This window comes from Candidatus Arthromitus sp. SFB-mouse-NL (assembly GCF_000709435.1).
Lineage (GTDB): Bacteria > Bacillota > Clostridia > Clostridiales > Clostridiaceae > Dwaynesavagella.
The window spans coordinates 802,693-828,656 of sequence record NZ_CP008713.1 but is presented as its reverse complement, the minus strand read 5'-3'; the positions used below and the strand labels follow the sequence as shown (position 1 = coordinate 828,656).

General features: G+C 27.2%; 30 protein-coding genes. 24 read left to right on the top strand and 6 right to left on the bottom strand.

Going from position 1 to position 25,964, the window contains the following annotated elements:
- The first annotated feature begins 1 nt into the window (after position 1).
- The 21 genes from SFBMNL_RS04025 (at position 2) to SFBMNL_RS03930 (ending at position 16,363) form a co-directional block, all read left to right on the top strand.
- Entirely contained in the window at positions 2–286 is a 285-nt protein-coding gene (locus SFBMNL_RS04025) for a head-tail connector protein (protein WP_042294620.1), read from the top strand.
- Positions 276–614, top strand: coding sequence for a phage head closure protein (locus tag SFBMNL_RS04020; RefSeq protein ID WP_052341893.1), 339 nt, complete (start codon positions 276–278; stop codon positions 612–614). The genes SFBMNL_RS04025 and SFBMNL_RS04020 overlap by 11 nt, the downstream gene beginning before the upstream one ends.
- Positions 604–975 (top strand): HK97 gp10 family phage protein, encoded by a 372-nt coding sequence (locus SFBMNL_RS08550; RefSeq protein WP_081832587.1) that lies wholly within the window; start codon positions 604–606, stop codon positions 973–975. Before SFBMNL_RS04020 ends, SFBMNL_RS08550 begins: the two co-directional genes overlap by 11 nt.
- Position 976: 1 nt before the next feature.
- Positions 977–1,381, top strand: a complete 405-nt coding sequence (locus SFBMNL_RS04010) for a phage tail terminator family protein (protein WP_042294618.1) — start codon at positions 977–979, stop codon at positions 1,379–1,381.
- Positions 1,382–1,577: 196 nt separating this feature from the next.
- Positions 1,578–2,633, top strand: a complete 1,056-nt coding sequence (locus SFBMNL_RS04005) for a phage tail sheath C-terminal domain-containing protein (RefSeq protein WP_042294617.1) — start codon at positions 1,578–1,580, stop codon at positions 2,631–2,633.
- Between the two features lie 11 nt (positions 2,634–2,644).
- Positions 2,645–3,085, top strand: coding sequence for a phage tail tube protein (locus tag SFBMNL_RS04000; RefSeq protein ID WP_042294616.1), 441 nt, complete (start codon positions 2,645–2,647; stop codon positions 3,083–3,085).
- 2 nt (positions 3,086–3,087) lie between these two features.
- Positions 3,088–3,474 carry a phage tail assembly chaperone gene (locus tag SFBMNL_RS08095; protein ID WP_052341892.1) on the top strand — a complete coding sequence of 129 codons (387 nt, stop codon included), beginning with the start codon at positions 3,088–3,090 and terminating at the stop codon, positions 3,472–3,474.
- Positions 3,475–3,622: 148 nt separating this feature from the next.
- Complete coding sequence (locus SFBMNL_RS08090) at positions 3,623–6,220, top strand: phage tail tape measure protein (RefSeq protein ID WP_052341891.1); 2,598 nt, start codon at positions 3,623–3,625, stop codon at positions 6,218–6,220.
- Positions 6,210–6,818: a LysM peptidoglycan-binding domain-containing protein gene (locus SFBMNL_RS03985; RefSeq protein WP_042294615.1), complete on the top strand. Its 609-nt coding sequence runs from the start codon at positions 6,210–6,212 to the stop codon at positions 6,816–6,818. The genes SFBMNL_RS08090 and SFBMNL_RS03985 overlap by 11 nt, the downstream gene beginning before the upstream one ends.
- Positions 6,815–7,783, top strand: a complete 969-nt coding sequence (locus SFBMNL_RS03980; RefSeq protein ID WP_042294614.1) for an XkdQ/YqbQ family protein — start codon at positions 6,815–6,817, stop codon at positions 7,781–7,783. Before SFBMNL_RS03985 ends, SFBMNL_RS03980 begins: the two co-directional genes overlap by 4 nt.
- Before the next feature lie 4 nt (positions 7,784–7,787).
- Positions 7,788–8,156 (top strand): DUF2577 family protein, encoded by a 369-nt coding sequence (locus tag SFBMNL_RS03975; protein ID WP_158336023.1) that lies wholly within the window; start codon positions 7,788–7,790, stop codon positions 8,154–8,156.
- A complete protein-coding gene (locus SFBMNL_RS03970) occupies positions 8,153–8,575 on the top strand; it encodes a DUF2634 domain-containing protein (protein WP_042294612.1) in 423 nt (140 codons plus the stop codon). The genes SFBMNL_RS03975 and SFBMNL_RS03970 overlap by 4 nt, the downstream gene beginning before the upstream one ends.
- Positions 8,568–9,626, top strand: coding sequence for a baseplate J/gp47 family protein (locus SFBMNL_RS03965; RefSeq protein WP_042294611.1), 1,059 nt, complete (start codon positions 8,568–8,570; stop codon positions 9,624–9,626). The genes SFBMNL_RS03970 and SFBMNL_RS03965 overlap by 8 nt, the downstream gene beginning before the upstream one ends.
- A complete protein-coding gene (locus tag SFBMNL_RS03960; protein WP_042294610.1) occupies positions 9,607–10,401 on the top strand; it encodes a putative phage tail protein in 795 nt (264 codons plus the stop codon). The genes SFBMNL_RS03965 and SFBMNL_RS03960 overlap by 20 nt, the downstream gene beginning before the upstream one ends.
- On the top strand, positions 10,394–11,065 hold the full coding sequence (locus SFBMNL_RS03955) for a hypothetical protein (RefSeq protein WP_042294609.1): 672 nt from the start codon (positions 10,394–10,396) through the stop codon (positions 11,063–11,065). The genes SFBMNL_RS03960 and SFBMNL_RS03955 overlap by 8 nt, the downstream gene beginning before the upstream one ends.
- A 24-nt stretch (positions 11,066–11,089) precedes the next feature.
- On the top strand, positions 11,090–13,231 hold the full coding sequence (locus SFBMNL_RS03950; protein WP_042294608.1) for a hypothetical protein: 2,142 nt from the start codon (positions 11,090–11,092) through the stop codon (positions 13,229–13,231).
- Positions 13,228–13,512, top strand: coding sequence for a hypothetical protein (locus SFBMNL_RS03945; protein ID WP_042294607.1), 285 nt, complete (start codon positions 13,228–13,230; stop codon positions 13,510–13,512). The genes SFBMNL_RS03950 and SFBMNL_RS03945 overlap by 4 nt, the downstream gene beginning before the upstream one ends.
- Positions 13,513–13,517: 5 nt before the next feature.
- Positions 13,518–13,661, top strand: coding sequence for a hypothetical protein (locus tag SFBMNL_RS08315; RefSeq protein WP_158336022.1), 144 nt, complete (start codon positions 13,518–13,520; stop codon positions 13,659–13,661).
- A gap of 145 nt (positions 13,662–13,806) precedes the next feature.
- Positions 13,807–14,943 carry a DUF2971 domain-containing protein gene (locus SFBMNL_RS03940; protein WP_042294606.1) on the top strand — a complete coding sequence of 379 codons (1,137 nt, stop codon included), beginning with the start codon at positions 13,807–13,809 and terminating at the stop codon, positions 14,941–14,943.
- Between the two features lie 228 nt (positions 14,944–15,171).
- On the top strand, positions 15,172–15,603 hold the full coding sequence (locus SFBMNL_RS03935; protein ID WP_042294605.1) for a phage holin family protein: 432 nt from the start codon (positions 15,172–15,174) through the stop codon (positions 15,601–15,603).
- Between the two features lie 103 nt (positions 15,604–15,706).
- The gene (locus SFBMNL_RS03930; protein ID WP_042295270.1) at positions 15,707–16,363 is read left to right on the top strand and encodes an N-acetylmuramoyl-L-alanine amidase; all 657 of its coding nucleotides are present in this window, start codon (positions 15,707–15,709) and stop codon (positions 16,361–16,363) included.
- 81 nt (positions 16,364–16,444) lie between these two features.
- Here the strand turns inward: SFBMNL_RS03930 and SFBMNL_RS03925 are convergent, their stop codons facing one another.
- From SFBMNL_RS03925 to SFBMNL_RS03905, 6 genes are all read right to left on the bottom strand, one after another.
- The gene (locus SFBMNL_RS03925) at positions 16,445–17,359 is read right to left on the bottom strand and encodes a hypothetical protein (RefSeq protein ID WP_042294604.1); all 915 of its coding nucleotides are present in this window, start codon (positions 17,357–17,359) and stop codon (positions 16,445–16,447) included.
- A 147-nt stretch (positions 17,360–17,506) separates the two neighbouring features.
- Positions 17,507–18,133, bottom strand: coding sequence for an Ltp family lipoprotein (locus SFBMNL_RS03920; RefSeq protein ID WP_042294603.1), 627 nt, complete (start codon positions 18,131–18,133; stop codon positions 17,507–17,509).
- A 361-nt stretch (positions 18,134–18,494) separates the two neighbouring features.
- A complete protein-coding gene (locus SFBMNL_RS08310; protein ID WP_158336021.1) occupies positions 18,495–18,665 on the bottom strand; it encodes a hypothetical protein in 171 nt (56 codons plus the stop codon).
- 2 nt (positions 18,666–18,667) lie between these two features.
- On the bottom strand, positions 18,668–19,081 hold the full coding sequence (locus tag SFBMNL_RS03915; protein ID WP_042294602.1) for a hypothetical protein: 414 nt from the start codon (positions 19,079–19,081) through the stop codon (positions 18,668–18,670).
- A 48-nt stretch (positions 19,082–19,129) separates the two neighbouring features.
- Positions 19,130–19,477: a hypothetical protein gene (locus tag SFBMNL_RS03910; protein ID WP_052341890.1), complete on the bottom strand. Its 348-nt coding sequence runs from the start codon at positions 19,475–19,477 to the stop codon at positions 19,130–19,132.
- Between the two features lie 162 nt (positions 19,478–19,639).
- Positions 19,640–20,434 (bottom strand): hypothetical protein, encoded by a 795-nt coding sequence (locus tag SFBMNL_RS03905; RefSeq protein WP_042294601.1) that lies wholly within the window; start codon positions 20,432–20,434, stop codon positions 19,640–19,642.
- A 154-nt stretch (positions 20,435–20,588) separates the two neighbouring features.
- On the opposite strand from SFBMNL_RS03905, the gene SFBMNL_RS03900 reads away from it, so the two are divergent.
- Genes SFBMNL_RS03900 through mutL form a run of 3 tightly spaced genes read left to right on the top strand, consistent with a single transcriptional unit; the run spans position 20,589 to position 25,962 of the window.
- Positions 20,589–21,518, top strand: a complete 930-nt coding sequence (locus SFBMNL_RS03900) for a transcriptional regulator (RefSeq protein ID WP_042294600.1) — start codon at positions 20,589–20,591, stop codon at positions 21,516–21,518.
- A complete protein-coding gene (mutS, locus tag SFBMNL_RS03895; protein ID WP_005806266.1) occupies positions 21,515–24,076 on the top strand; it encodes a DNA mismatch repair protein MutS in 2,562 nt (853 codons plus the stop codon). The genes SFBMNL_RS03900 and mutS overlap by 4 nt, the downstream gene beginning before the upstream one ends.
- A 56-nt stretch (positions 24,077–24,132) precedes the next feature.
- Positions 24,133–25,962, top strand: coding sequence for a DNA mismatch repair endonuclease MutL (mutL, locus tag SFBMNL_RS03890; protein ID WP_042294599.1), 1,830 nt, complete (start codon positions 24,133–24,135; stop codon positions 25,960–25,962).
- Positions 25,963–25,964: the final 2 nt, after the last annotated feature.

The window sequence follows — 25,964 nt, the reverse complement described above, 5'->3', positions numbered from 1 at the left end:
TATGAATGTTCAGGATATAAAATTATACTTAAAAGTTGATCATGATGATGAAGATAGTTTTATATTAAGTTTGCAAAAAGCAGCTGAAGATTATTTATATAATGCTGGATGCATTAAAAATTATGATAATGAGCTATATAAACATGCTATTAGGATATTAATAGCACATTGGTATGATAATAGAGGTTTAATAGGATCAACGGATCTAATTAAGTATAGTTTGGAATCTATAATATATCAGTTAAAAGATACTTGGATTATAGATGGTGAGATAGATGATAAGTAATACAATTAATATAGGTAAATTAAGACATAGAATAAGTATTATTGATTATATGGAATCAGAAAATGATTTAGGAGAAATTATCAAAATACCAGTAATATATAAGAAATTATGGGCAAAAGTTGAAAATAAGACAGGTAAAGAGGGTAAATATATAAATGATAAGGTAAATAATATTGAGTATCTTAGAATTAAGATAAGATATTATAAAGATATTAATACTAATATGATGATCAGATTTAAGGATAAAGATTATTTTATTACAAGTATTGATAATTATAATTATCTTAATAAAGAGATGACTCTGGAGGTGGCAAGCCATAGAACTTAAAGGATTTGATGAATTTAAGGACTATTTAGAGTCATTAAATAAAGGATATAGTGTTAATGTTAAGAGATTTGTTGGCAAAATAGCGAGTAAAACATCTAAAATAGCAAGAGATAGTACTCCTGTTAAAACTGGTAGAACTCGTAGGAGCTGGAAAATTAAAAATTTATCCAGTGGATCTATTACATCTATAACAGTATACAATACGTCTCCAGTATCACATCTACTAGAAGATGGGCATGTTATTAAAGATAAAAATGGACAAGTTAAAGGATTTAAAGCGGGAGAACATATGCTAAAAAGTGCATTAAAAGAGGTTAAAGAGGGTCTAGAAGACGATTTTATGAAGGAATTTTTTAAGTAAAATGGTTAAGGTTAAGGATATTAAGAAAGCTATAATAGATAAAATTAAAACTCTTAATATTAAGGTTTACTCTGATAATATCAAAGAAGGATTTGATACACCTTGTATTTTTGTATCCGTAGAAAAATATGAAAATAGTTTAGATAATTCAAATACCATAAAGAAGTATCTAGATATTTATGTGAGATATATAGATAAAGATGAAATTAATAGATTAGATGTACTAGATAATATTAATTTGTTATTTGTAAAAACACTTGAGGTTAAAGATCGAATATTTACATTACATAATAAAATTAATTTATTTAAAGATGAGTATGTGGAATTAAATTTTGATATTGAATTCTATGAAGGAATTTTGGAACCTGAATCAGAATTTATAGAAAATTTTGAATTAAATATTTAAGCATCGTATTTTAAAAATATGGTGCTTTTTATTTACCAAAAATTGTTACCCTACCCTATCGATTCTAGAAAAATTTTGTGTTACAAATTGTGTGACAAATTGTGTGACGATATCGTAACACAAAAATTACTAAAATAATTTTAAGGAATTGAAAGTAGGGGAGAGTAAAAATTAAAAGTTTAAAGGAGGATAAAGAGTGGGATTACCAGAGATTATTATAGATTTTAAAACTAAATCATCAACTGCAATAACCAGGAGTAGTAGGGGAGTCGTAGCTATGATACTTAAAGATGATACCGATATAAATATAACAAGATATAACTACACATCCTTAGTTAAGGTAGATAAGGAAAAATTTTCAGAAGATAGTAATGATTATATAGAACAGGTTTTTAAAGATAATTTAAATAAAGTAATTATAGAGAGGATAACTGAAGAAAACACATTAGAAAAGGCATTAGATAATTTATCTAAAGAGAGTTTTAATTATTTATGTTATCCAGCACCACAAAATGATGATAATCAAAAAATAGTATCTTTTATAAAAGAACAGAGAAAAAAGGGTAAAGTATTTAAAGCAGTATTATCTAATATAGATGCAGATTACGAAGGAATAATTAATTATATATCTACTTGTACAGACAATACAGGTAAAGTTTATACACCTGATAAATTTGTATCTAGAATATCAGGAATACTTGCATCAATGCCATTTACTAGATCATCAACATATTATGAGCTCAAAGATATACTTGATGTTGAAAATATATCTGATCCTAGTACAGAAATAGATAAAGGAAAACTGATTTTAATTAAAGATGATGGAGTTGTAAAAATAGCTAGAGGAATAAACTCTTTGATTACACAAGTAAAATCAGAAGATAGTTTAAAAAAAATACGCGTAGTAGAAATATTAGATATGATTAAAGAAGATATCTATAAGACTGTAAAGGATAACTATATAGGTAAGGTATCCAATACTTATGATAATAAAATGATATGTATTTCTAGTATTAATTCATATTTAGAAGAATTAAAGAGTAATGGTATTTTGGAGGGAGATAATAGAGTTGATATAGATATTGACGCTCATAGATCTTATTTAATGTCTATAGGTAAAACGGAGGAAGAAGTTAATCAAATGGATGAAACTAATCTGAGGAAATGCAATGTAGGAAGTAATTTATATTTAACAGGTAGTATAAAACCAGTGGATTGCATTGAAGATATTAAGATTAATTTTAACATATAGGAGGTTTAATTATGGATGAAAGATTATCGGGAAGAAGATATATAAATGGATCTTATGGCGAACTCTGGTGGGATGGAGAAAAGATTGCAGGTATTAATAAATTCGAACTTAAACTAACACCAGAACGAGAAGATGTACCAGGAGATGGTCTTGATATGGATGCTAAAATTGTTGCAATTAAAGTAGAAGGTAGTTTTACAGTTAAAAAATTGCATTCAAGGGCTGTTGATAAGCTTATTAAAAATTGGTTGCAAGGATTGGATCCTAGATCAACAATAATAGCTAAACTAGCGGATCCAGATACCTTTGGGTCTGAAAGAGTAACAATAGAGAATGTTTGGTTTAACGAGACGGCAATAATCCAATTTGAAAAGAAAAAAGTAACCGAAGAAGAATATAAATTTGGATGTACCGCAAGTGGTATAAGATTCGATGAATTAATAAGGGGGTAAATATGAATACTAAAAGATTAACGCTTGATGAATTAATAAATATGGCGACTGAAAATGATAAAAGAGATAAATATATAGAGATATATATAAAAAGTTTAGATAGTACAATTAAGGCTAAGAAACCTGATACAGAATTAATGTTAGATGCACTGGATACAGCTAAGGATAATGCACATGATGGTGATTTATATTTAATATATAATTCAATCGTTGATCCTAATTTCAAGGATACTAAATTACATAAAGCTTATAATGTAACTATACCATATAAAGTAATAGATAAAATATTTACACTTGGAGAAATAGCGAGTATATCTAAAATACTTACGCAAGATACTGGATTATATGATTCAGATGGAGCTACTATAGTTGATAATCTAAAAAACTAATTAAATCTAATGATGATGCATACTTTTATCATTATTATTTGCAAAAAGGGTTTAAGTTAGAGTATTTATTATCATTAGATATAAGATCAGAATTATTTATGAGATCTAGTATGATAGCTAAAATTGAATTAGATCAAAGGATAAACGAATGAAATATTTAAATGCAATAATAACACTTAAAGATGCTTTTACCAGTACTTTAAGTAAAATCAAAAAAGAACAAACGGAATTTATCTCTAATGCCAAAGGCGTATCAGGTGTATTAAGTAATGCGTATAAATTAGATGATAAAAATATAACTAGTGCAATAAATAGTATTAATGATGCAATAAATAAGAATAAAGAAAAACTTAAGGAAACTCAGACTACTATGAATAAGTGGAAAGAATTATTAAGTAATTCTACACCAGTAGTTAAAAGTTTATCCAAAGAAGTACAGGATTTATCTCTTAAGAAACAAAGACTTATTAAAGAGATGGACAAGGTTAAAGAATCTAGTGATACAAATGCACTGTCTAAATATGAGTATGCTCTAGATGATATTAATAAAACATTAAAAGAAAAAACAACAACTCTAAATAAGGCGAAATCAGAACAAAATAAGTACGCAAAAGAATTAAGAGAATCTGAAAAAGAGGTATCCAAACTTGATGTAAGTATAGGAGCTTTAAGCAAAAAACTAAAAGAAATTTCATCTGTATCTAATAATAAAAAAATTATTAATTTAGAAGGTGCAAGTGATAACATAAATAGTTTTTATGATAAATCTAAAAATGAAAAAGATAAGTACTCAGGTTTTAATAAACTTGGAGATAGCGTTAAGGGTATAGGAAAGGGATTAACTGCTGGTATTACTGCCCCTGTATCTTTGGGAATTGGTGCATCACTAAAAGTAGGGGTTGAATTTGAGTCTCAGATGTCATCAGTTGAGGCAACTCTTGGAGACAAAGCAAGCATTGAAAATATGCAATTATTAAAGGATAAAGCAAGAGATATGGGAGCAAGTACAACTAAATCTGCAACTGAAAGTGCTCAAGCAATGGAATATATGGCATTAGCTGGTTGGGATACTACTCAAATTATAGGGGGAATAGAGCCTATACTTAGATTATCTGAAGCCAGTAAGGCAGATTTAGCTACAACATCAGACCTTGTTACAGATAGTATGTCTGCCTTAGGAATTGAAGTAAATGAATTAGAAGGATTTTTAGATAAGGTAGCAAAAACTTCAACATCTGCTAATACATCGGTAATTGAATTAATGGAGGCTTTTATAACATCAGGAGGTAAAGCGAATTCACTGGGAATTGATTTATCAGAATTATCTTCAGTACTAGGAGTTATGGCAAGCAGGGGATATAAGGGAGCACAAGCAGGACGAGGACTATCTGCACTTTTAACAAATTTAACATCTCCAATTGGACAAGCGAAAGAGGCTTTAGAAGAACTTAATTTTTCAGCATTTGATTCACAAGGGAATTTTATAGGATTAGGGAGAACTTTATACAAATTAGAAAATGCTTTAAAAGGAATGACTCAAGAACAAAGAGTTACATACTTATCAATGATAGCTGGTAAAGAACATGGAACTGAACTAAATGGGATACTTGATGGATTAGCTAAAGAGTATGAAGGTCTTACTGGTGATATTAGAAATTCTGACGGAGCTCTTAATGATATGGCATTAACCATGCAAAATAATGCATCGGGTGGATTATCAGGTCTTAAAAGTAAACTCGAAGATGTTGGTATAGGCATATCGGAAATATTACTGCCTTATCTTAAAAAGGGGATTGAAATTGTTGGAGGATTAGTTGATAAATTTAGAAGTTTATCACCTGAGACTCAAAGTAATATAGTTAAATTTGGTTTATTGGCAGCAGTTATACCACCTCTTATTATAGTTGGAGGTGCACTTATTAGTTCTGTTGGGTCAATCGTTAGTGGTTTTAAGATGGTAAGCACATTAATTGGTAATTTACCAGGACTTATAGGAGGATTATCTAAGGCAATAAATTTATTAGGCGGAGCATTTAGCTTTTTGGCAGCTAATCCTGTTGTGGTTATTGTAGGAGCATTGGTAGGAATTGTATTAGTCATTATGCATTTGTGGCAGACAAATGAAAATTTTAGAGATGCTGTACATAATATATGGCAGAGTATAGTGGAGAAGGTTGAATGGGCAACTAACAAAATAATAGATGGAGTTAACTGGGTAATTGATAAGCTTAATGCTATACCTATGGTTAATATTAAGACTATTGGACATGTAGAGTGGAGTGATAAGTCTAAGCAACAAAGGTTAGATAATTTTAAAGCAAGTGGTAATGCTTTAGGTGTGTCTAGGGATAATCCTTTAGCTGCACCAGGATATAATACTCCCTTAATTAATGGATCACATAAAACTGGATTATCATATGTGCCTTATGATGGATATATTGCACAGCTCCATAAAGGTGAAAGAGTATTAACGGAACAAGAAAATAAATTATATAATAGTTTATATTTTAGGGATAGGTTGGAACCTGTTAAATCTAATAATAGAATTGTTAATATGGTTAATAGTGGCGGATCTAGAACTACTACGACTACTAATAATACAACAAGTAATAATAGTAGCAATATAACTATTAATGTTAATGCTAATGTAGGATCAAATAATAATATTGATATAAATAATATGGCTAATCAAGTAGCTAACATAATAGCAAATAAAATAAGGATGGCAAAGATTAATGTTATATGAAATATGGCTTGATGATTTTAGATTTCCAGTTAGGCAAACAGAACTCAATGTATACGAGGAAAACGATATAGCATCCGTTACTATAGATGGGTTTGGGGAAATCTCTAAAACAACAAATATGAAATTAAGAACTTTTGAAATAAGTTCTTTTTTTTATGATCCAACAAAGCCGAAACCATCATACGCGAAAGAGTATACGAGGTCAATAAATACTATGGAAGATATTAATTGGTTTTTGCATAACATACAAAGGAGTAATAAAGTTGTACCATTTAAGATATTTGGAATGGATGTTGATACAACGGTACAGATAAGCAAGTATGAATGGATATCTAAAGATGGTACAGGTGACATGTATTATAATATTACACTCATAGAATGCAAGGAACTAAGTATTAATGAAATTAAAGTAAATAGAGATAAAGAAGCAAATTTTGAGATAGAAAATGTACAAACACATACAGTTAAATCAGGCGATACGCTATATAATATAGCTAAAAAATATTATGGAGATGGTAGTAGATATATGGAAATTGCTGAAAAAAATGGTATTGCTAATCCCAATTTAATATTAGATGGTCGGGAGCTTAAATTATGATTAAGATATATCATATTAAGAGAGATGGTAATAAGATAGATATAAGTAATCTAAGGATAAAAATGAGTATTAGTTCTAGCTTAAGTGAGGTATCTAGAACCCTTGATTTAAATTTATATTGTAAAGAATATAGAGAAATTTTTCTTGGAGAGATAATAGAGTTTAATGGAATTGAGTACCATATTTTTAAAAAAGACATAGATTCAGAAGGGGAACAGATGACTTTGATTTGCTTTAATAAGTTAATTTATTTAAAAAAGAATCAAGCTAGTTATAATTTTAAGAATCAAACCCCAGAAGGAATTACAAATAAAATTTGTAATGAGTTTGATATAAAAGTAAATCATATAGAGAGTACAGGAATAACTATAAATAGAAAATTTAGAAATGTAGATTTATATTCAATTATTCAGACAGCTTATACAATGGCAAGTGAGAAAACTAAAAAGAAATACTATATGATTTATAATAATGGATTAACTATAAAAGAAGCATTTATAGAAAATGGGGTCAACTTAAAAGAAGGATTAAATATTATTAAAGTTTCTCATTCTGAGGATTTACAAAATATGATAAATGCAGTTATTGTCTATAATGAAAAACAAGAACAGATCCAAGAGATTAAAAATGACTCTTGGATTTCTTTGTATGGGAAACTTAGTTTAAGTTTTGAAAAGAATAAAGATGGAGAAGAAGAGGATTATAATTTAAAACTTAAGGATATTGAAAAAACTTTAAGTGTTGAATGTATTGGAGATTTATCTTTAACAACAGGTAAATGTGTGCATATAACAGAAAAAGATACAAATATTAAGGGATTATTTTATATTAAAAGTGATACTCATAATTTTGAAAATAGTACTCATACAACAACTCTTGAACTTAGCTTTGAAAAAATAATGGATGAACAGAATTCAGGAGAAGAAGAATCAAAAGAAAATAATAAAACACAATCTAAAAAATAAAGAGGTGAGAATATTATTGAATGTTTATTCGTCTTTGGCAAAAGAGATAGATAGTAATACTAAAGTTACAAATAATGTTATAGACATTGGAGAAGTTAAAAGTTTAAAGCCAATGTCTATTTCTTTAAGTGATATTTCATTAGATGAAGATGATATTATTTTAACTGACAAAATACAGAAATTACTTGAACCATTAATACTAGATATAGAGTGTAATGTTTATTGTACAGGAGAATGCAGTTGTAGTTGTGAAGCAAAGATCAAGCAAGATAAATACGAAGAAGATAAACTTAAAATTGGAGAAAAAGTAGTTTTATATAGTATTGAAGATGGTCAAAAATTTATTGTAATTGATAGGGTAGTGGTATTATGATTTTTCCAAATATTAAAGCAAAAGAAACAAGTCGATTGAAACTAAATAGTTTGAAAGAAATTGGATGGGATTTTAAAAAAGATGAACCACTATTTAAAAATAATAATTTTATTGTTGTAGAAGGGATAGAGGCTTTAAAGGTTTGGATTTACAAAACTATTAAAACTATTAGATTTAAATATTTGGTATATTCTAATTCTTATGGAACATCTATTAAGAGTTTTATAGGGAAAGTATTTACTGAAAAAGTTAAAAATGATTTTAAAAAGGAAATAATAGAAGCACTGATTATAAACAAATATATAGAAAGTGTCTTTTTTGTAGAGTACAAACTGGAATATACTAAATTGTTTTTAAATTTAAATATTGAAACAAAGACAGATAAAACTCTAAATTTTGAGGTGAGTTTTAATGTTTGATATTCATACAGAACAAGAAATTAAAGAGAGAATATTTAAAAATATAAAAAGCGATTTAGATAAAAGTGAAGGAAGCATATTAAATGATATTGTATCTGCAATCACTCTAGAAATAATTAATAATCAAGTATTTTTTAAGAATGGATTTTTAGCTTCATTTATTGAAACAGCTAAGGGAGAATTTTTAGATTTAAGATGTAAGGAACATGGAGTATATAGAAAACAGGGAGAAAAGGCTAAAGGAATAGTTATTTTAAAAAGTAATGAAGATATAGAAATAGAAGAAGGCACAATTATTATTAATGAAAGAACTGGTTTAAGATATATAATTAAAGAGGATTCTAATAGTAATAATTTATGTAGAGTTGTAGCTGAAGATATTGGGTCTAATTATAATTTGATTAAAGGTAATAAACTAGTTTTATTTAAGGATAATTTAAAAATAGGGGAAATTGAAATAATTGAAGATATAATAGGAGGAGAAAATATTGAAAGTGATGATGAATTAAGGAAACGTGTATATTTTGTTGTTGCTAATCCTGAGGGAGTGGGAACAGTAACAGATTATGAAAGATGGGCATTAGAAGTTGATGGAGTTAAAATAGCTAAAGCATTACCTTGTTTTTACGGCAATGGAACAGTAAAAGTTATTGTTGGAGGAGAATATGGAAGTGTGTTAAATAATGAATTGGTTCAAAAAGTTCAAGACTACATTTGTCCATTGGGTGAAAAATATGGACAAGGAAAAGCTCCGATAGGTGCAACTGTAATAGTAACAACATTTGAAAAAGTATCGATTAGAATAAAGATAAATGGATTAAAGATAGAGGATACATATGATTTGGATATTATTAAATTAAAGCTTAAAGAAAGTATTCAAAACTATTTACTTAAAGTAAAAGATATTATTAGATATAATGAAATAATTTCTATTGTGATTGATAGTTATGGAGTGCTGGATTTTGATGATATTTATATAAATAATTCTAGAGAAAATAGAACTCTTGAGTTTCATGAGAAGGGAATTTTAGATGAGATATTGTATGAATAATGATTTAGAAAATATTAAATCTAGATTTGATAATTATTTACCAGAATTTATTTTAAAAGCTCCTTATTTAAAGGAAATATTTAATAGTGAAATATTTGAGAGTTATTATTTAAATAAATATGCTAAAGAGTTATTAAAAGAACTTTCTATATCAACAGTAACAGAAAAGAGTATTGATAAGTGGGAAAAATTCATAGGTCTTAATAATGAAAATTTATCTATAGAAGAAAGAGTTAATTCTGTTATTAAGAAATTTTCTTTTCAAATCCATGCTAATTATTTTAATTTTCTTTCTATGCTTAAAAGTTTTGATCAAAAAGCAGAGTTAAAAGAATTCATAAATGAATATAGAATTTTAATTAAAACATATATTCCTATGAGTTATGCAAATCTTTTAAATTTTATGGATATAATTCATGATTACAAACCGGCTCATATTGGATTTAATTTAGAAATTTATAGGAATATATGCAAAAATTTTAATACAGCATTGATATTTCAAAATACCAAGTATACAAATATTAATGTTAAACCTTACTCAAATAAAGGAAGAACAAGTGTATATACTGAACTTGCAATTAATAAAATAAGAAAAATAACTACTTATATCAAAGTGGTTTCTGATAAGATTTATAATCCTATTTTTGTTGGAAGTTTATTTAATAAGGTGAAAATTAAAGAAGTTATTTTTAATAAGGAAAGTAAATCTAAAGGTTTTGATTATAATGGAATTATTATAAATAGAGTAAAAATAAGGAGGTGTACAATTGAATAACGAGTTCTATGAACATATTGTTTTAACTAGAAAGTCCTTTGAATTTCAAACTAGAGTACTAGCAGGAGAAAGGATGGAGTTTACAAGGATTGAGGTTGGGGATGGTAAAGTAGAAGAATTTGAGGATTTAAAAAATTTTACTGGAATAAAAAATATTGTTACAACTGGAAGTATTATTTCTGTCGTGCAAGAAGGACATCAAGTAAAACTTACTTGCAGTATTGATAGTGATGGACTTACAAAAGCTACTTTATATAGAGAAATTGGAATTTATTCAAGGATAGGAAACGAGGAAATATTATATGCTTATATAAATAGTGGAGAACAATTTGATTATATAGTTCCTTTATATAAAACAAATCAGAGAGATTTTACAACAAATATATTAAATTTATATATAGTTGTTGGAGATGCAGAAAATATTGATGTAACACTCAATAATACAATAATTGTAGAAAATAGTATTAATATAAATATGCTTGATAATAGCGTTAAAAATTATATTGATGAAAGAGTGATGGAACTTATAAAGGAACATACACCAAATATTTCATCAAATGGCAAATTTGAATTAATTGAAGAAAATGAAAATAGCTATGTAGGACTTATTAAAGATAAAGATTTGGAAGAGGTCGGAGAAGATGACTTTATTCTAAATCTTTAATTTTTTATCAGAAAGGAGTATTAAATGAATAAGAATCTAACGTTTAAGAAGGGCGATATTACTTTTGATATAACAACGAGAGCAGAAAATGTTCGTTTAAATGATTCAAATGTTAAAGATGAGATAGATAATATAAATAGAAAGATAGAGTCCTTTTCTATAGGTGAAGATGGGGGAATTATAGTTGATAATACAGAACATAATCTATCAAAAATAAATTCAGAAGATGGAGCTCATAATTTTAGATTTCATGATAATAAATTCTCACACAAAAATGAGATTGGAGAATGGGAAGATATAGAAATTGCAGGAGCTATGGGAGGAAATGGTGGAATAAAATTACCACCAACTAAGTTTATTGAGATATTATCTAACGATACATCAGTTACCGTAAAGTGGGAAGATGCAGATAATCAAACATTAAATGGTGCTACTATATCTATATGGGCAGGTACTAAATTAATTAGAAAGCAGGATGCACCACCACTTAATGAAAATGATGGAGAAGTTTTAGTTGATAATACGGATAGAGATTATTATAAATTAAATGGTTTTGTAGATGGGAATATATCAAATGACACTATATATTATTATGCGTTATTCCCATATGACCAAAATGGTGTATATAACTATGATATCTTAAATATACGTAAGTTTTATAGGCAGAGCGAAAGCGTGCCTGCAAACACAACTACTATACGTGTATTGCCAGATATAAAGAGCATAAAGTTATTATGGACAGATGGACTATCAACAAATGAAGCAACTTGGGCAGGTACTAGAGTTGTTCGTAAGATAGGAGCCCCTCCATCGACTGAAACGGATGGAACCTTAATACTCGATAACACAAATAGGGATAAGTACAGAAATACGTATTTTATAGATGATACAGCAACTCAAAATGTAGAGTATTTTTATGGATTTTTCCCATATTCAAGAGAAGGTCATTATAATACAAATATTGAAAATGTAGCAAGTGCAGTACCAGCAACAGGGAAAATATATACACTTAGTATTAATATGGATAATTCATCTCCATCGGGAGCGTGTACATATTTAGATGATGCAGTTAACATAAGTGTTGGTAATGCTTGGGATAGAACAGATATATTCCAGATTAAGCCGTGTCTTTTTAAAGATGGTCAGGTTAATTATTATTTAAATAAGGATGATTACACTAAAAAGATTGATGGAACTCCTTCTAATTTAAGTGGTGTTGATGGTGACGTAATGGTGGAGATACCATTCATTTGCCACAAATTGAGTAGAAGTGGGAATATATTTAATATATCTTTAAGTACAGATAAAAACCTTATTAAATCTAATCTAGGTTATACGGCATATGCTTTTTATGATGTAGATAATAATATAGCTGATAAAATATACGTTGGAGTTTATCAAGCTACCATCGAAAATGGGGAACTATTTTCAAATTCAGGTAAAAATGCTAATGTAAAATACTCTCTTAATCAAATATTTGATGCTTGTAGAGCTAGGGGTAGAAATTATCTACCATATTCCTTCATGATACATCAATTACTTGTATTTTTATATATGATGAGATTTCGAACAAGATCGCCATTTGAGAATCTAACCTTATCAACTAACACGTGGAAAAATGAAACTGGTGTATTTAATCAAAATGGTATGTGGTTTAAATCAGATGGAGGTAAATTTGCAGGGATCGAGTGGGCTATAAGTTCAAGTTATCTATATCTTGCAGGAGCAAAACTCTCATCTGATGTTAGCGGGACTGTTTATAGGCAAAATATTGTAATATTGGAACCTAGAAATTTTTATACCGTAAATGTTACACAAGCTGGGTGGCTTACAAAGTCTCAATATTCCTATTATAATAATGCATCGGGAGCTACTAATAGCCAATGTTCGGGGTTTAGTGGATATACAAAATATGTTGATGCACGTAATGCGATAATAATGTTCCCTTCATCCGATCAATCTGGAGGATCTGCATCAACATATTTTTGCTCTTATATGAGTGGTATACCACAAACTACTGCTAACTTAGATCTTGTGTTATGCGTACATTTATATTATTCAGGGGCATATAAAGGATTTTTAAATTTATGTGGGGCAGTTAATAGTACAGTATCTGCATCTTATTCAACGTATTTAACATACATAAAAGGAGAGAGTCAACAATGAGAAAATATATAGGTGTATCATCTAAGGATAAACCAAAGTTAAAAGAGATTAACTACAATACTCTATATATAAGGAGTAATGTACACAAAGAATTGGATGAAGATCAAGAAGAATTGTATGTGTACGATGAAATACAACTTGAAGGAAATGAGATTATAGAATATTTAGACAATAAACAAATTGAAAGTGAACAACTTATAACAGAATTAGATTTGAATCAAATTCAGATTGAACAAATGTTAACAGATATAGATTTAAAAATTTTAGAATTAGGAGTGTAGATAATATGAAATTAAGAGATAAGGCAGTTGAAATAAGAAGAAGATATTTAAGAAATGGGGTAACAGACAAACAATTAGAGAAATATAAAGAATTGGGAATCTTAAGTGAGGAAGAGTATGAATACATAAAAAATAGTAATGAATTATAATTATTATTAAAAGACGTTTAAAGGTCGGGTAATAAAGAAAAATAAAATATTCTTAAAAATTTTTAATTGATTTAGTGAAATTAATATGTGAATGTATTAGACTATTTCTTAGCTTAAATTGTATTTGTTTAAGAAGGAGTTTTGTATGGATATACATGAAATTATTTCACAAATTAATAACAAAGGATATAAACTGATATCAGATTTTTTAAATTCTTACTGTATTATTAATGGTAGCTATCAGTCTTTAGAAGAGATACAAAAAATGAGTCTTGAAAATTTTAATTATAGGGTTAGAAAAAACGTTCCAATTAAGTTGTACAAATATTTTAGCAATTCAACAATTCGAAAAAACAATGAGGAAGTAAATTATTCAATTCAAGCCTTAGAGAATAATACTGTGTTTATGCAAAAACCAAGTGAATTTGATGATGTTTATGATTCGGGTTTGAATTTAGACTTTGATGAGTACCAAATTTTAATATTAAAAGAATATTGTAAATATTGTGAAATTGATATATCTCAAAAATCGTCTCTTGAAGAAATTGGCGATGAATTTGTTAAATCATTACATCAATCATATATGGACAACGGAAATTTTTATTCGGCTTTTAAAAAACAACCGATTACAGAGATAGGAAAGGGATCAATTAAACTATTCTGTTTTAAATTACAAGATGAGCTAAACCAATCACAAATTAAATCAAAGAGTTTTGATTTAGGAAAAGTCGTGCCTAAAATAATTTGTGAAGATTACAATGAAAAATCTTCAAAATTAAAAGATATTTTTAGAACTAGTTGTTTTTCTACGAATCCATATTCCCAACCTATGTGGGCGTTATATTCTAATCATCACAAGGGATTTTGTGTTGAATATTCAATTTTACAAAATGAAGAGAGATATCATGATATTTATTATAATCTTTTTCCTATGATTTACTGTAAAATACGTCCGAGTGTATCTGAAGATCTATTTAATGTTTTTGATTTTGATATAACAGAGGAGCATTTAAGAGTTATTTATCTCCATGGAGCGTTAAGGAAGAGCATTGATTGGGTATTTCAAAATGAATGGAGGTTATTATTACCAGAAGGTGATGAAAATATTTCAGACTTTAAAGTTAATTTTTTTCCAATTACAAGAGTTTTTTTGGGTAACAGAATGAGTAAAAAAGAACGTTTAAAAATTATTAACATTTGTAAAAAAAGGAATATTCAATATGAATGCGTTATACTGAATTCAAACGTATTCGAAATGCAATCTTGTAATAATTTAAAATAACGTTAATTATTATGATTATTTGTTAAAATTAGCTATGTTTTTATGTAATTATAAAATTAGATTTATTCAATCCTCTTATTATGCATTTATAGGCATTTTAAGAGGATTTTTATTTAAGCAATGTTATTACATTAAAGTATTAAAATAAAAGCCTTACAGGCTAAATGGTGAGGTGGTTTTTTTAGAGATTGGACAAAAAATAGAAAATTATGTAAATGAGGAAAACAAATGAAGAATAGTAGATTTGTAAAAATTGGATTACTAATTTTAATATTAGTTTTTGCGATAGGGTTAAGTCTTTGGATTGGAATAGATTTTGCGATAAGGACATTAATACTTGTTATGTGTGTTGATTATGTTTTGGGGTTATCTCTTGCGATAAGCGATAAATCTAAGCATGGTGACGGAGGGTTATCAAGTCATATAGGGTATAAGGGACTAGTTAAAAAGATTAATATGTTATTACTTGTTGGGGTTGCCGTGATAATTGAAAACTTTTTAATAGGTATGGGACTGCATGTTAAGTATATAAAAGATATCATTGTTATAGCTTTTGTACTTAACGAGATTATATCGATCCTAGAAAATAGTAAGCTAATGGGATTGGACATAACCCATATGGTATCTCAGGCTTTAAAGATCTTTAAAAATAAAAAATAAGAAGAGAGGTATGTGAGTAATCACATACCTCTCTAACTATGTCATTAAGTAAAAAATACGAATTATTATTGAATTATATAATATAAAGGAGTTACAGTCAATGATAAAAATAAATGAAAAGCTGGTAAAATATAATTTTTCGAGTCGCAAGGGCGAAAAGATAAAATACATAACTATTCATGATACAGGTAATCCAGATAGAGGTGCCGATGCTGAGGCACATTTTAAATTACATGACAGAGCAGATAGGGGAGCATCAGCACATTATTTTGTTGATGATAAACAGATATTAAGGATTATAAGAGATGAAGATAAAAGTTGGCATTGTGGAGATGGTCATGGTAAATATGGCATAACAAATGAAAATAGTATTGGAATTGAAATGTGTATCAATAGCGATGGAGATTTTAATAAAACCTATCAAAACACACTAGATTTAGTTAAACATCTAATGGATAAATATAATATATCAATTGATAAAGTAGTTAGGCATTATGATGCATCCAGAAAAAGTTGTCCTAATAGTTGGGCTACAAACAATTGGGATAGGTGGGATAAATTTAAAAGTGATTTACAAGTTAAAAAGGATTATACAACTAATATTAATTTAGTGTATAAAAATCTATTTCAGAGAGAAGGGGATAGCGAAGGAATCAATTATTGGAATGATAAATTGAATAGTGGGTTAAGTTTTGGAGATATGTTAAAGGCTATGGGGGAGAGCGAGGAATTTAGGGAGTTATATTTAATTGTAAATTAAGGTATACCATTTGGTATACCTTCTTAATCTAGTATGTTGTTTTATTTTTTATAGAAATAACAATAAGTAATTTTATATTGATTAATTTTTTAATTCTTTTGCTTTAACATTTATAGCACTACTATAGACTATTGATTCTCTATATTTACCATGACTTCGTAATACATCTAACGTAAAATTTTTCAAAAAATCATAATTTTTAATTCTTGATGCTTCTTCTCGTGATATTCCAAAAACAAATGATTTATTTAGGGTGGATTTTTTGTTATATGATATATTTAAATCGATGATATATTCACCATGTTCCCAAAAATTATATAAGGATATTTGTTTTAATAATTCTATAATTTCAGGTAAATGTTTGTTTTTATTTATTTCTTTTTCTACGTCTTTCCATGAATTTATATTTTCAGGATTAATTGACCAATTTAGATATTCTTTTAAATTTAAACATAGTTTATTAGCTTCGTAACAATGGTGATCATTTGAGAATTCAACGAAGAAAGGCTCTATTTGGTCACTATTAATTTTAAAATATTTAGGATATGTAAATTGATTGATAGAATTATTAATATCCCCACTCCATATTATAGATGAATTTTCTAATCCAGACCAATTTAATTCAAATATTTTATTATCAGAAACCCTTTTTACAATCATTTTAATCGAATTTATAACACAGGCTTTATTTATACTATAAATATCAAATCCTAATTTTAAAGTAGATCCGTATATTCCGTAAAATAACTTTAAAGGACTTTGTTGAAATAATGATACTTCTAATTTATGTTTTTTAAAATAGGGTGATAAAATGGAGGCATAGAATGTAACTATAGATATTATTAAAGATATTATGGATATTAGTCTATCAATTATATTAGATTTTATTAATGAATATAGAGATATTGCTATTATAATAGTTAAAATAAATGCTGATAAAAATATAAAATATTTATTTGTATAAAATTTGTTGTCTTCGTTATTTTTTTTAAGCATGAGTACTCCTTTTTATAAGACTAAGTTATTTAATAAATAGTTAGTGTACATAAAAATAAAAGACAATCCATTAAATAGCTAGTCTTTTTATTTTTTACAATCAAACTTTTAGTATAATTATTATGTAAAACTACTTTTTGTTATAATTTATTCTAAGTTATCGATTGCATATTGAGCTTCTTCTGGTGTAAATCCATCAAATGTGGATGTTAATTGATTATATATTGCCGTTGTTGACATGTTTAGACTATTAGCATAATTCTTTGCTGATATTAGTGCATTTTTATTCCAATCTACCTTTATGTTATCAACTGCATATTGAGCTTCTTCTGATGTGAACCTGTCAAAGGTAGATGTCAACTGACCATATATTCTTTTCTTTGACATAGCCATATTATCAGAATACCTTTGTCCAGATATTAGTGCATTTTCATTCCAATCTATGTTTACATTTTCGACAGCATAACGTGCATCATCTTCTGAAAATCCTTCAAACGATACCAGTTGATTGTATATTGCTTCCTTTGACATAGCCATATTATTTGAATATGATTGAGTAGATTTTATAGCATTTCTTTGATCTAATGTTAAATTAGTGTCTTCTTCTACTTGTTGTTTTACTTCATCATTTTTATTTGTCGTTATATTTGTATTTTGTTGGATTTCATTATTGCTAGTTTCTGTGGATGAGCTACAACTATATATACTTACACATAGTATAGTAGATAAGATAACAGGGGGTAGTTTTTTACGTAATTTAGATTTAAGTAACATTCAGATACCTCCATAATTATAATATTTTAAAATGATAAGCAAATATATTATATATTCCTAATATTCAAAAAGACAAGCTATTTAATAGCTTGTCTTTTTATTTTATTTGAAGTAATACCAATCATTAAAAAGTTTAAAAGCTTGGTCTGTGTCTTTAATTGTTGTGGGGCTCCAGTAGGCTTGTTTATGCCATTCAGATTTATCTATTCGTTCAATTCCTTCATATGTTTGATATAAAGATAGGTTTTCTTTTTTAATTAGTGATTCAATTAATCCATTTATAATAAACCTAACTTTATCTGCGGAAAAACTCGATCCTTCATTTTTTGATATGTATTTATCAAAAAAGTGCTGGTAATTGCTAAAATATTTTAAGTGCTATTATTATTACTGTACATACAATTAAATATATGTACAAAAATTTATCTGATAAGGTTTTGCTTGTTCCTTCATTTGGAGTTTCAATATCAATTTTAGGTGTAATATTATCATCTTGATCTATTTTTGTTTTAGTTTTATATATAACTTTCACGATTATCCCCACCTATATTTTTCATGTTTATCACTTATATTATTGATAAATTCCATTATCAAAAGGTCTATGTAATTGTTAATATTGTTATCAGATCTACGGATGATTTCTCTTTTTTCACTCTCATATAAGCGTATATTTAAATGTTTAGTTTTTTTGCGTTTATATGTATATTCTGATATTTCTTTCCTACTATCTTCAAGATAAAATGTATTAAACATTTTCCTTATTTCTTTTTGTGTAATCTCAATTTCTCCTTCATACAAGTCTGCTCTAATAAGTGATCTAAGAGTTAAGCTTATATTTATAGGGTTTATCTTATGTAAAAAGGTGTAAAAATCTTTACTTAAACGTATACTTAATACGCTGTTATATTCTTTGCATCCTCTCTCTTTTGTATAATTATTTTTGTGCAATATTGATGCACCTCCACAAAAATATTTTATAACTGCTTTTTGTTTGAATTATAAGATCATATTAAATTTGCAATCTTCAGATCTTTTTGGATATTTATATAGTTTTATATCTTTAATTTCAAGAGCTACTGCACTTGTCCGATTTTTATATAACAAATCAAATCTATCTTTTGTAAATCCTGATTGTGGTGATGTTATCATCCATATATTATCAGGTGTATTTTTGATCACATCTACAATAACACACTTACCTATAACTTTGTTAATAGGGTGTTTTACATATATAAATGCGGTGCTATCTATTTTGCATGCTCGTGTACAATAATGATATTTTTTAATTCCATTTGTAAGCATATAAGCTTGCGTAGAGTCCATAGTTAAAAGTATTTTATCCATGTATTAACCTCGAAGTTTATCTTTTATGTTTCGATTTTTAAACTGTTATGTATGCATCTTCTTTCGGAAGATCTTTTATTAGATCATACATAGATATTTGTCCATCACATTGTTGTATATTTTCCATTTTAACAACCTCCTTGTTTCGTCAATTTCTTTCAATCAATAAATCAATAAATTTTCTAGTTTTTCAAAGTCATAATTACGTTGGGGAAAATTACTAAAAGTGTTATATTTATAATCTTGTTTATATGTTTTAAAAATTTTATTAAAATAATTAAAAGGCGAGTATGTATCAGCTCCTGAGCATGCCATACAGGCACTTTCGAATTTAGATATAGATATTTCGTATAAATTTTTATATTTTTGTAAATCTTTGATTTTATAATTAACATTATTTTTATCAAGCATTTCTTTTATTTTTTTAATAGTTGGATCATTAAGATCTACTTTGTTATTAGGTGTTAAAGTACTGATTTTGTGTGATATTTTTTCGATTTTACCATGTAAATTTTGCTTAATTTTATTTATCTTTTCTTTTGATTGTGCTATAATACTGTTATAGGTCTTTTGTAATGTAGCTTTGATGATGTTTACAGGTCTTTTAAGAGTTTTGGCGATGAACTTTTTAGGCATAGTTGTGGCTAAAACAGTTATTTGACAAAAATGCTTATTTTTGCATTGGTTAGTTCTAGTTGTAAATTTCTTCAAGGTCGTAATTAAACCAAGAGATTTAAGGATTTTTTTGTAGTTGTATATACTTGTTAATCCCATGTTAAGCTCTTTAGATACTTCTGTATCTTTGACTATTATAAATGGTTGATTTTTATATTTACCATCTATAATTAACCAATTATTTCCTATAGAGCTATTATTGGTTTTAAAGAGCTTTTCGTAATATCTTTTACAACCGTGTGATAACAGGTTAGATTTTGCAACTACGCTTAATAAGTTCATACATTAACTCCTTCTTGTGTTTTTGATAAATCGCTTAAGTTTCCGAGGCTCAAGGCGATTTGTTTTGTGTTACAAGTTGAATTATATAAAAATTTTTACGCAATGTCAACATTGATGTAATAAAATTTTATATTTTATTTTAGGGAGTTTTTGTATGAATAACTTTAGTATTATTTTAGATAAAAAGATTAATAAATACATTAAACTTAATAATTTAACTTATATGAGTTTTAGAAATAACGGATTAGGTGATCCAACTTCAATTATTAAAAGAGGGAGTACAAAGACTATTACATTGTTTAAGATATCAAAATTTCTAGATATTGATGTAAGGAATTTATTAATGTTTAATGATAATACTTATATTTTCGAAAATTCCTTTAAAACATTTGAGGAGTTTTTATTTTTTTTAGGTAAAAGATTTAAAGATCTTAGACTGCAAAAAGGCTTGAAAGCCGTTGATATAGATAGTTATCGTGTCGGGAGAGTATATGCTTTTGAAAATAACAAGGAAGGCTTATCATTAATTAAATTTTATAGTTATCTTGATAAATTAGGGATGTCATCAGATCAATTTTTTTTGGATGGTGAAAATTATAAATTATCAAGTAAATATCATGAGGAATATAAAATTTTAGATAATAATCAAGAGAAAGAGGAAACAAAAGATGAAAATTATATCAATATAACAATGAAAGATATATTTAATAGAATGGCAGAGCTTGAAGATATACGAGGAGTTAAGATTGCTAAAAGCGTAATACCTACAAGGTCAATGATGCCAACTGTACATGTATTTTTGAATATTTGTAAGAGTTTAAAGGTTTCTCCATATGATTTTATGGACTTTGACAATAAAATTCCTGAATACAAAAAAATAGAGATTAACAATAGAGAGTATATAAGCAATTTACGGAAAACTATTCAAGCTGAATCAGAAAACTCTCAAAAATTTCTAAGACTTGATAATATCTTTAATTATTGCAATCACAATAATATTGATGTAAAACTATTTTTGGAAGAAGTCAATGAAAAAACTAACAAAAATAAAGAGTTAAATATCGATAGGAGAAATTCATTATGATAACACCAATGATGAACCAATATTTACAAATTAAAGATAAATACAAAGATTGTATAGTATTTTTTAGACTGGGTGATTTTTACGAAATGTTCTTTGAAGATGCTAAAATTGCATCAAAAGAACTAGAACTAGTTTTGACTGGACGTGAATGTGGACTTGAAGAAAAAGCACCTATGTGTGGCATTCCTTATGTTGCATCATCTAATTATATAAATAAACTTATAAACAAAGGATTTAAAGTTGCTATTTGTGAGCAGGTAGAAGATTCTAGCTCATCTAAAGGCATCGTAAATCGTGATGTTGTTAAAATAATAACTCCTGGTACATATTTTGATGAAAATTCAAGTGAAAGTTATATTAATGTATTTCTCGGAAGTATTTTTTACGACGCAGACAATGAGGTTTTTGGTGTAACTTTTGGAGATATAACTACTGGTGAAGTATATAGTACATCATTGGACGATATTTCTCTTCTAGTTGATGAACTAATGAAATTTTCTCCAAAAGAACTTATTGTTAATGAAGATTTTAATTTTGATGAGTTTTTCTCACCATTTCAAAATGAATTCCTAATAACTAAAAGAGAAAATATATTCTTTATCAAGTCAAAGCTTCCAAAAAGCATTGACAAAATCAAGAAATCAGATAATCATCAATTTAATTCAATTGGTGGATTTTATAACTACGTGTATGAAACTCAAAGGATGAGTTTATCAAATATAAAACAAGTTGAGTTCTACAATATTCATGACTATCTTCTTATTGATAAAAATACTAAGAAGAATTTAGAACTTATAACAAACACTTATGATAATTCTAAAAAATCAAGTTTATTTTGGGTTTTAAATAAAACAAATACATCTATGGGTTCAAGACTTTTGAAACAATGGATCGAAAAACCTTTGCTTAAAATTGGGAAAATAATAAGAAGACAAAATTGCATAGAGGAATTAATTGAAAAATACGAACTCCATGCAAATTTAAAAAGATTATTGTGTGAAATAACAGATATAGATAGAATAATATCTAAAATTTCCTCATTAACGGTTAATCCAAAAGAGTTGCTCGCATTAAAAAAATGTCTTAAACTTCTTCCAGATATCAAAAGAGTTTTAATACAATTTAATTCATCATTATTTAGAGATATTTATAACCATTTTGATGTTCTTGATGATATCTATGATCTTATAGAAGAGTCAATATCAGATAATGCAAGTATAACTATAAAAGATGGTTCAATTATAAAAGAAAACTATAACCTAGAAATCGATGAACTTAAAAACATAAAGTTTAATTCTAAGGAATGTCTTTTAAATATTGAAAACAGCGAAAAAGAAAAGACTGGCATAAGATCATTGAAAATAGGATATAATAGAGTTTTTGGATATTACATAGAAGTAAGCAAATCTAATTATGATTCGGTTCCAAAAGATCGTTATATAAGAAAACAAACCTTATCTAACTCTGAAAGATATATAACAGAGGAACTTAAAAATCTTGAAGAAAAGATTATATCTGCTGAAGAAAAATTGAATGAGTTGGAATATAAAGTATTTGTGGATGTCAGAGATAAAATAGAGAAGAATGTTATCAGAATGAAAGATGTATCAAGATATCTTGCAACGATCGATTGTTTATTTTCACTCGCAGTAGTTGCGATAGAAAATAAATATACTAAACCTAAGATAACCGAAGATGGAGTAATTGATATAACTGATGCACGTCATCCAGTTGTTGAAAAACTCTTAAATAAATTTAACTACGTTCCTAATGATGTGTATCTCAATAATTTTGAAGAACAATTACATATTATCACCGGTCCAAACATGGCAGGTAAATCAACATTCATGAGGCAAATTGCTTTAATTGTAATTATGACTCAAATAGGGAGTTTTGTCCCTGCAAAAAATGCCCAAATATCCATATGCGATAAAATTTTTACAAGAATAGGAGCATCAGACGATCTATCTACTGGAAGGAGTACGTTTATGGTTGAAATGAAGGAAGTTGCTCACATAATGGACAACTTCACACAGAATAGTTTGATAATACTTGATGAAGTTGGAAGAGGTACAAGTACATATGATGGTTTAAGTATTGCTTATGCGATAATAGAATATTTAACATCTATTAGCAAGGTTAGACCGAAAACATTATTTGCAACTCATTATCATGAGCTTACACAAATTGAAGAAGTTATACCTAATGTAAAAAATTATAGTGTATCTGCAAAAAAAATTGGTGATAATCTAATATTTTCAAGAAAAGTATCAAAAGGAGCTGTTGACGATTCATATGGAATTGAAGTTGCAAAACTTGCAGGAATAAATCAATCTATTATAGATGTAGCTAAGAACGTACTTAAAACTCTAGAAAAACAAATAGAATGTAAAGACATCATAGAATGCCAAAACTTACAAGAAGAAATAATTGTTGAAGAAATTGATGAAACACAAGAATTCATTAAAAAAATTAAATCCATAGATATCTTAAATATAACTCCAATGGATGCACTTACTAAATTAAATGAACTAGTTGAAAATAGTAAAAGATTATAAAAAATATGAGGATAATTGAAAAACTTCATAAATGATAAATAAAAAAGAGATGTAATATGAGTAGAGTAAATATTTTAGATAGTTCCATTACAAATAAAATTGCAGCAGGTGAAGTTGTTGAAAAACCTGCTGCAATAGTTAAAGAATTAGTTGAAAATAGCATTGATGCCAAATCTAAAAATATCATAGTTAAAATTACTAGTGGAGGAAAAAATTCTATAGAAATTATAGATGATGGAGAAGGTATTCATAGAGATGATATTGAAAAAATATTTCTTCCGCATGCCACAAGTAAAATATCATCAGAAGAAGATTTATTTAATATAAACTCATTTGGATTTAGAGGGGAAGCACTTCCAAGTATTGCATCAGTTTCTAGAGTATCATTGAAATCTAGAAGTGAAGAGTTTGATTACGGGATGAGCATCAGTTTAGAAGGTGGAACAATTATTAATAAAGAAGAATGTTCATGCAATATTGGTACGGAAATAATAGTCAAAGATATTTTTTTTAACACTCCTGCAAGACTTAAATTTTTAAAGAGTGAAAGTCGTGAAACTGCAATAATCCGTGATGTTATGACTAAACTTGCTATATCAAATTATGAAATAGGTTTTGAATACATATCAAATGGAAAATTAATTTTTAAAACAAATGGCATGAGTTTAAGGGATGCAATAATTGATATATTTGGTTTAAATACACTAAATAATTTATTTTTTGTAGAAAATAAATGTGAAAAAGTGCATATTTTTGGATATCTTGGAGATATTAACTTCTGTAAGAGTTCAAGAAACAATCAATATCTATTTGTAAATAATAGGATAGTTAAAAATAGAAATTTGATTTTATCTATTGAGAATGCTTACAGAGATTATTTGACAGTAAATAAATATCCATTCTTTATTACATTTTTAAATATTGATCCAAAAGATATAGATGTTAATATACATCCAACTAAAGCTGAAATCAAATTTGAAGATGAAAGAATGATATATAGCTTTTTATATAAAACATATGCAAATGAATTAAACGATTGTTTATCAAATTCAACTTTAGTAAAGAAAAATGATATAACCGGCATTATTAATTCAAATGATAAATTATTAAGTTTATCTAAAAAGAATGTATCACCGTTTTCAAAAGAAGAGTTACAAAGATTAATGGATAAACGAGATAAATTAGATAGTTACAATACTAATAACAAGATAGAAACATTACCTTACGACCTAGTAAATAACGAAGAATTTGATAAAAATCATTTTGAAGAACTTAATGAAAATTTAAAGTTTGAAATCTTGAATAATACTCAGACTTCAGATTTTATAATAATAGGACAATACAATAAGACTTACATAATAGGTGAGTGGTATGATAATTTTTACATAATTGATCAACATGTCGCTCATGAAAAAATTTTATTTGAAGAATTTATAAATAAGATTAAAAATGGAAATATCCTAAAACAAGTAATAATTCCTTCTATAGTACATTTAAATGAATTGTCGTATTCTACATATCAAAATAACAAACATTATTTTGATAATTGCGGTTTTACAATAGAAACATTTGGAGATAACTCAATAATAATTAGGGAAGTTCCATTTGAATTTAGAGATTGTGATGCTAAATCTTTAATTTTAGATATAATCCAAAACATTGATAATTTTGGATCAGGAACTCTTGCCGAAGTTAAATATGATTTGATTGCAACAAAGGCATGCAAAAATGCAATTAAAGCAAACTGTATACTTAACGATCAGGAAATAAAAATTTTAATATCAAAACTTATGAAATTAGAGAATCCATTTACTTGTCCACATGGAAGACCAATAATAATAAAATTCTCATTAAATGAAATTGAAAGAATGTTTAAAAGGACTTAAAT

What these genes read in the sequence shown, in the direction of transcription:
- SFBMNL_RS03985 (WP_042294615.1), top strand. Translation starts at nt 6,210, where the DNA reads ATGTTATATGAAATATGGCTTGATGATTTTAGATTTCCAGTTAGGCAA.
- SFBMNL_RS04020 (WP_052341893.1), top strand. Translation starts at nt 276, where the DNA reads ATGATAAGTAATACAATTAATATAGGTAAATTAAGACATAGAATAAGT.
- SFBMNL_RS03960 (WP_042294610.1), top strand. Translation starts at nt 9,607, where the DNA reads ATGAGATATTGTATGAATAATGATTTAGAAAATATTAAATCTAGATTT.
- SFBMNL_RS03945 (WP_042294607.1), top strand. Translation starts at nt 13,228, where the DNA reads ATGAGAAAATATATAGGTGTATCATCTAAGGATAAACCAAAGTTAAAA.
- SFBMNL_RS04010 (WP_042294618.1), top strand. Translation starts at nt 977, where the DNA reads ATGGTTAAGGTTAAGGATATTAAGAAAGCTATAATAGATAAAATTAAA.
- SFBMNL_RS03910 (WP_052341890.1), bottom strand. Translation starts at nt 19,477, where the DNA reads ATGGATAAAATACTTTTAACTATGGACTCTACGCAAGCTTATATGCTT.
- SFBMNL_RS03905 (WP_042294601.1), bottom strand. Translation starts at nt 20,434, where the DNA reads ATGAACTTATTAAGCGTAGTTGCAAAATCTAACCTGTTATCACACGGT.
- SFBMNL_RS03900 (WP_042294600.1), top strand. Translation starts at nt 20,589, where the DNA reads ATGAATAACTTTAGTATTATTTTAGATAAAAAGATTAATAAATACATT.
- SFBMNL_RS08090 (WP_052341891.1), top strand. Translation starts at nt 3,623, where the DNA reads ATGAAATATTTAAATGCAATAATAACACTTAAAGATGCTTTTACCAGT.
- SFBMNL_RS03925 (WP_042294604.1), bottom strand. Translation starts at nt 17,359, where the DNA reads ATGCTTAAAAAAAATAACGAAGACAACAAATTTTATACAAATAAATAT.
- SFBMNL_RS08095 (WP_052341892.1), top strand. Translation starts at nt 3,088, where the DNA reads ATGAATACTAAAAGATTAACGCTTGATGAATTAATAAATATGGCGACT.
- SFBMNL_RS03950 (WP_042294608.1), top strand. Translation starts at nt 11,090, where the DNA reads ATGAATAAGAATCTAACGTTTAAGAAGGGCGATATTACTTTTGATATA.
- SFBMNL_RS03935 (WP_042294605.1), top strand. Translation starts at nt 15,172, where the DNA reads ATGAAGAATAGTAGATTTGTAAAAATTGGATTACTAATTTTAATATTA.
- SFBMNL_RS03970 (WP_042294612.1), top strand. Translation starts at nt 8,153, where the DNA reads ATGATTTTTCCAAATATTAAAGCAAAAGAAACAAGTCGATTGAAACTA.
- mutS (WP_005806266.1), top strand. Translation starts at nt 21,515, where the DNA reads ATGATAACACCAATGATGAACCAATATTTACAAATTAAAGATAAATAC.
- SFBMNL_RS03940 (WP_042294606.1), top strand. Translation starts at nt 13,807, where the DNA reads ATGGATATACATGAAATTATTTCACAAATTAATAACAAAGGATATAAA.
- SFBMNL_RS04025 (WP_042294620.1), top strand. Translation starts at nt 2, where the DNA reads ATGAATGTTCAGGATATAAAATTATACTTAAAAGTTGATCATGATGAT.
- SFBMNL_RS08315 (WP_158336022.1), top strand. Translation starts at nt 13,518, where the DNA reads ATGAAATTAAGAGATAAGGCAGTTGAAATAAGAAGAAGATATTTAAGA.
- SFBMNL_RS03965 (WP_042294611.1), top strand. Translation starts at nt 8,568, where the DNA reads ATGTTTGATATTCATACAGAACAAGAAATTAAAGAGAGAATATTTAAA.
- SFBMNL_RS04000 (WP_042294616.1), top strand. Translation starts at nt 2,645, where the DNA reads ATGGATGAAAGATTATCGGGAAGAAGATATATAAATGGATCTTATGGC.
- SFBMNL_RS03920 (WP_042294603.1), bottom strand. Translation starts at nt 18,133, where the DNA reads ATGTTACTTAAATCTAAATTACGTAAAAAACTACCCCCTGTTATCTTA.
- mutL (WP_042294599.1), top strand. Translation starts at nt 24,133, where the DNA reads ATGAGTAGAGTAAATATTTTAGATAGTTCCATTACAAATAAAATTGCA.
- SFBMNL_RS03980 (WP_042294614.1), top strand. Translation starts at nt 6,815, where the DNA reads ATGATTAAGATATATCATATTAAGAGAGATGGTAATAAGATAGATATA.